This window comes from Actinomycetota bacterium (assembly GCA_005774595.1).
GTDB lineage: Bacteria > Actinomycetota > Coriobacteriia > Anaerosomatales > D1FN1-002 > D1FN1-002.
Genome location: VAUM01000116.1, coordinates 1 through 5,399, shown reverse-complemented (window position 1 = coordinate 5,399; position 5,399 = coordinate 1). Strand labels below are relative to the sequence as shown.

Below are 5,399 nucleotides of genomic sequence, written 5' to 3'. Positions count from 1 at the left end.
GTCACATACGACGTCGTATGTGACGCCGGCTCGCGCAGAAGACCTCGGAGGCGCGACTCGTGACGTCGCCCAACAGTAGCGCGACGCCGCATAGCGCATCCCGAACGGGATCTGAACGCGCAGGTGGGGCCGCTTGCCGTCGCGCCAGCTGAGCCGCTCGCGCCCTCCTGCCGGCGCCGCCTACAGCTGCTTGCGCAGCTCCGCCACCGCGCGATCGAGCTGGATGTCACCCTTGTCGGCGCCGACCCGCTCGGTCTTCACCGCCACCCCGCCATCGCGCGTCAGCCCCCCGCCATCGCTCTTGCGCTTCTCCGGCGTCAGGTAGGGGGCGCTCGTGACCTCCCCCGCGCCCCCGCCGCCCAGCGGCTCGACCGTCTGCACGCCCCCCTTGCCGACCGTCTTCCCCCCCCCGAGCTCCGCGCGCCCGTAGCCCTGCAGCGCGCCCGCCACGATCTCTGACGCCGACGCGCTGTACCCGTTCACCAGCACGACGAGCGGCTTGTCCGTGACGTGCCAGCCGGTCGCCTCGTAGTCCCTGCCGGGGCGGTCGCGGTACTCCACGCTCGTGATCACGCCGTCCGCGACGAACAGCGACGCGACGTCCACCGACTCGTCGAGCGACCCGCCCGGATCGTCGCGCAGGTCCAGCACGAAGCCCCTGGCGCCCTTGCCGTCGAGCGCGCGCAGCGCATCGCCGAGGTCCTCGGCGCTCCTCTCGTTGAACTGGGCCATCGAGATGTAGCCGACGTCTGAGCCGATCATCTTCGACTCGACGTTCGGCACCTTGATGACCGCGCGCGTGATCGTGAACTTGACCGGGTCCTTGACGCCGGGCCTGCGCATCTCGAGCGCGACCTTGGTGCCGGGCTCCCCGCGCACGAGCTTGACGACGCTCTGCTCGTCCCAGCCCTCGCGGCGCTCCCCGTCGATACCGTAGAAGACGTCGTTCTTCTTGATGCCCGCCTTCTCGGCGGGGGTCCCCGACATCACCGACACGACCACGGTGTCGGCGTCCTTCTGCGTCAGCGTGACGCCGATGCCGCCGAACTCGCCAGCGTTGTCCTCCTTGAAGTAGCCGTAGTGACGGGCGTCGAAGTACTCGGCGTACTTGTCACCGAGCGATGAGAGCAGCCCGCGCACCGCGCCCGCGGTCATCGAAGCGTCGTCGGAGGGCTCCAGCGCATCGTGCAGCAGCATCTCGCGCACCTCGTCGACCGTGTCGCCGACCGCCGCCGGTCCGCTGTCCGCACCCGCGACCGCCGCAGCGCGATGCCGCTCGTACAGGACGCCGCCGATGAAGCCGCCGCACGCCATCACGACGACCAGTACGAAGACGAGCAGGTAGTTCAGCGCGCGCGGCATCTGTCCTCCGGGGGTGAGGGCGCGTACGTGTCCGGCCGGCGTCCGCCCGCCGGGCTAGACCTTGAGGTAGCGGCGGAGCGCCAGTGCAGACCCGAGCAGGCCGATGAGCATGCCCGAGCCGACCAGCGCCAGCGAGATCTGCGCCGAGGCGGCCGCATCGATGCTCACCGGCAGGAACTTGAGCGTGGCGCCGAACTTCGGCAGCAGCGCGCCGCGGACCACGCCGAGCGTCGCTATCGCGAGCGCCGCTCCGATGAGCGCCTGGAACACGCCTTCGAGCAGGAACGGCGTGCGGATGAACCAGTTGCTCGCGCCGACGAGCCGCATGATGCCGATCTCCTTGCGGCGCGCGTAGATCGCCAGCCGGATCGTGTTGTTGATGAAGATGAGCGACACGATGGCCAGCATGATGATGAACGCCGCCATGACGACGCGCACCGTGTTGGTCAGCGCGAACAGCCGCTCGACGGTCTTCTCGCCGTAGCGCAGCGACTGCTCGGGGTCGTCGGGACGGTCGCAGATCTTCAGGAACGTCGGGTTCGCCTTGATCTTGTCGACGATCTGCTGGACCGTGCGCGGGTCCTTGAGCTCGATGTCGAGCGAGGCCGGCAGCGGGTTGTCCTCGAGCTGCTCGACGATCTCGGGCGACTCCTTCATGGTCTGCTCTTTGAACCGCTTGAGCGCCTCGTCCTTGCTGACGTACTCGATGCTCTTGACGAGCGCGTCGGACGCCAACGTGTTCTGCAGCCCGGTGACGTCGGCCGAGGCCGCGCCGTCCTTGATGAACACCTGGACGGTGACCTTCTGCTCCACCGACTCGACGATGTTGTTGACGATGACGCCGGTGGCGCCGGTGATGCCGACCAGCAGCAGCGAGAGGTAGATGGTGATGACGGCGCCCAGCGACATGACCCAGTTGCGGCGGAAGTTCTGCACAGACTCCCGCACGAAGTAGCCGACGTTAATCGACATAGCCGTACACCCCCCTGTCCTGGTCGCGGACCACGCGGCCGTTCTCGAGCGCGATGACACGCTTGCGCATCGAGTCGACCATCTCGCGGTCGTGTGTGGCCACCAGCACGGTCGTGCCCGTCTTGTTGATGCGCGCGAGCAGCGACATGATGCCCAGCGACGTCTGGGGGTCCAGGTTGCCGGTCGGCTCGTCGGCCAGGAGCAACGGCGGCCGGTTGACGAACGCGCGCGCGATGGACACGCGCTGCTGCTCGCCGCCGGACAGCTCGTCCGGGTAGTTGTCGATCTTCTCCTCGAGGCCGACCAGACGCAGCACCTCGGGCACCTGCGTGCGCACGACGTGCTTGCTGCGCCCGATGACCTCGAGCGCGAACGCGACGTTCTCGTAGGTGGTCTTGTTCGGCAGGAGCTTGAAGTCCTGGAAGACGCAACCGATGTTGCGGCGCAAGAACGGCACCTTCCAGTTCTTCATCTTCACGAGGTCCTGCCCCGCGACCACGATCGCGCCGCTCGTCGGCAGGATCTCGCGGAGCAGCAGCTTGATGAACGTGGACTTGCCGGATCCCGAGTGACCGACCAGGAACACGAACTCGCCCTGGCCGATCTCGACGTCGCAGTCGGCCAGAGCGGGCTTCTCAGGAATGTAGAACTTGCTGACTCCCCGCATGGAGATCATCTGGGTGCATCACATCCCGTGGTTCGACTACGGAGGGGCGTCCACGCCGTGCGGAGAAGGCAGGCCCGACCGCCGCGCGTATGGTAGCAGAAACGGGCCTCCCGAAAGCGCCCGGCGCTAGGGCTCCGCAAGCTCCCCACACACGTCGAACGCATCAACCCACACGTTCGTGCCGGTCGACTTCGTGTTGCGTGCGCCGGCGACCTCGACCCGCAGCGAGTGTGGCCCCTCGGGCAGACCGCGCACCGTGTAGAGCGCCTGCTGGAACTGGTTGAGCGGCGCGTACAGGTCGACCGTGGACACGAGCGTGCCGTCGAGGTAGACGCGCGCACGGCCCGCCGAGGTGGTGCGCGCACCGATCCAGTCGATCCCGGTCCCGGTGAAGGTCGCGGTCACCGAGCGCAGCGCCGTGCCGGTGTAGACCGCCGTGCCGCCCGAGAGCTGGGTGCGCGCGAGCGAGGTCCACGAGCCGAAGCGACCGAGCGCCGGGTGGGTCTCCTGGTAGCGGTTGACCACCTCGAAGGAAAGCGTCTTCGTCGCCTCGACGTTGCCTGACGCGTCTGCCGAGCGCCACGCGAGCGTGTGGGCGCCCGGCGCTGTCACCGTGAGTGCGCTGCCGTCGACCTCGACGCCCCCGTCGAGCGCGTAGCGCGTCCACGCGACGCCCGAGCGGTCGTCGGTGGCTGACAGCGTCACGCTCACCGGCGCGACGTTCTTGCCGGCCGTCACGCCGAGGGCCGTCGTCACCGGCGGGTCCAGGTCGCCGAGCGCGTCGCGCGCGCGCATCGCGTCCAGCCGCCCTCCCGTCACGCACAGCCCCGCGAGCTGCGGAAGCGGCTCCGCGCCCGCGAGCACGAGCGAACGCAGCTCGGCCGTCGTGAGCGAGGGCTTCTCGGCCAGCAGCAGCGCCGCGACCCCGGCGACGTGCGGCGTCGCCATCGAGGTCCCGCTCATCGTCGTGTACGCCGGTTCGCTCGCGCCGCCGAGCACGTACACGTCGTCGACCATCACTCCCGAGTACACGGTGCTCGCGTTGCTCCGCATCTCGAACGCGAGGTAGACGGGCCCGCCGACGTACGGCGTAAGGTCGATCGAGTAGTCGTAGTACCACACGGCGCCTCCGCCGCTGCGGGCGAAGACGAGCTCGTCGTCGGTGATGACCGGGTCGCGGCTCACGTACGCGCGCAGGTAGTCGCCGCCCGACTGCGTGTGCCGCCACGCGTCGAAGGTCAGGCGAGCGTAGTCGAGCCCTGCGAGATCCACCGGCGTGGTCTGGATGATGTAGCTGCTCTCGTTGTTCGCGTAGCCCATGTGCGCGGCGGCGGCCGGCGGCGAGACGTACCAGGTCGACGTGATCGACCACGGCTTGACCGAGTAGCGCGAGGTGTCCCACCCGCTGAAGTCGCTCATGTCGTCGTAGAACACGTTGCCCCAGAGCGAGACGGTGGACAGCACGTTGCTGCCCGGCGCGAACAGGTCGACGCTCGCGGGACCGTAGTTCGAGTACGAGGCCATGTGGTCGGTGTTGTCGGTGGCCCCGACCGCGATCACGTTGGCCAGGTCGAACGAGGCCGGGTAGACCGGCGTGGTGTCGTTGTTGCGGTTGTAGTTGTTGCCGGCCGCGCACACCGCCAGCCCGTCGTACGCGGCGAACGCGTCGTAGATGGTCTGGTAGTACGTCGTCCACCCGAGCGAGACGTTGAGCACCCGGGCGCCCATCCGGTCGGCGTAGTCGATCCCTGCGAGGAGATTGGAGACCAGCAGGTTGTTGGACGCGTCGACCACTCGGATGCCCATGAGGCTCACCTGCGGGCTGACGCCGCTGACCCCTGTGCCGTTGCCGCCGACGGCGCCGATGATGCCCGCGACGTGCGTGCCGTGGCTGATCCACGACACGTCGAGCGGGTCGCCGTCACCGCTGACGTAATCGGCGCCGTGCACGTCGTCGACCACGCCGTTGCCGTCATCGTCGATCCTGTTGCCCGCGATCTCGCCCGGATTGACCCACGCGTTCGCGGCGAGGTCCTCGTGCTTGTAGTTCACCCCGCCGTCGAGTACCGCCACCACGACATCGCGGCTGCCGACGGTGTCGTCCCACGCCGGCACGGCCGAGATGTCCGCACCGGGCGTGCCGCCGTTCTGGCCGGTGTTCGCGAGCGGCCACTGCTCGGCGAAGCGCGGGTCGTTCGGCACCGCCTCGGTGACGGCGGGGATGATGGCGTCGAACTCCGCGTAGAGCACGTCCGGGCGGTTCGCGTAGGCGCGGCGGACCGCCTCGGCCGAGCGACCGGCGTCGGGACGGACGAGCGCGAGGCCGGGCACGAGCGAGTCGAACCCACGCACCACGCGCGAGTGCGCGTTCGCGTGCGCGGCGGCTCGCGCGGACGCG

General features: G+C 69.0%; 4 protein-coding genes. All 4 read right to left on the bottom strand.

Going from position 1 to position 5,399, the window contains the following annotated elements; all coding sequences use genetic code 11:
* Positions 1 to 180 precede the first annotated feature (180 nt).
* The 4 genes from FDZ70_05900 to FDZ70_05885 all read right to left on the bottom strand — a co-directional run bounded on the left by FDZ70_05900 (position 181) and on the right by FDZ70_05885 (position 5,356).
* Complete coding sequence (locus tag FDZ70_05900) at positions 181 to 1,362, bottom strand: PDZ domain-containing protein (GenBank protein ID TLM77115.1); 1,182 nt, start codon at positions 1,360 to 1,362, stop codon at positions 181 to 183.
* A 54-nt stretch (positions 1,363 to 1,416) separates the two neighbouring features.
* Positions 1,417 to 2,334 carry an ABC transporter permease gene (locus FDZ70_05895; protein ID TLM77114.1) on the bottom strand — a complete coding sequence of 306 codons (918 nt, stop codon included), beginning with the start codon at positions 2,332 to 2,334 and terminating at the stop codon, positions 1,417 to 1,419.
* Positions 2,324 to 3,010, bottom strand: a complete 687-nt coding sequence (ftsE, locus tag FDZ70_05890; protein TLM77113.1) for a cell division ATP-binding protein FtsE — start codon at positions 3,008 to 3,010, stop codon at positions 2,324 to 2,326. Before ftsE ends, FDZ70_05895 begins: the two co-directional genes overlap by 11 nt.
* Before the next feature lie 117 nt (positions 3,011 to 3,127).
* On the bottom strand, positions 3,128 to 5,356 hold the full coding sequence (locus tag FDZ70_05885) for a hypothetical protein (protein ID TLM77112.1): 2,229 nt from the start codon (positions 5,354 to 5,356) through the stop codon (positions 3,128 to 3,130).
* Positions 5,357 to 5,399 lie beyond the last annotated feature (43 nt).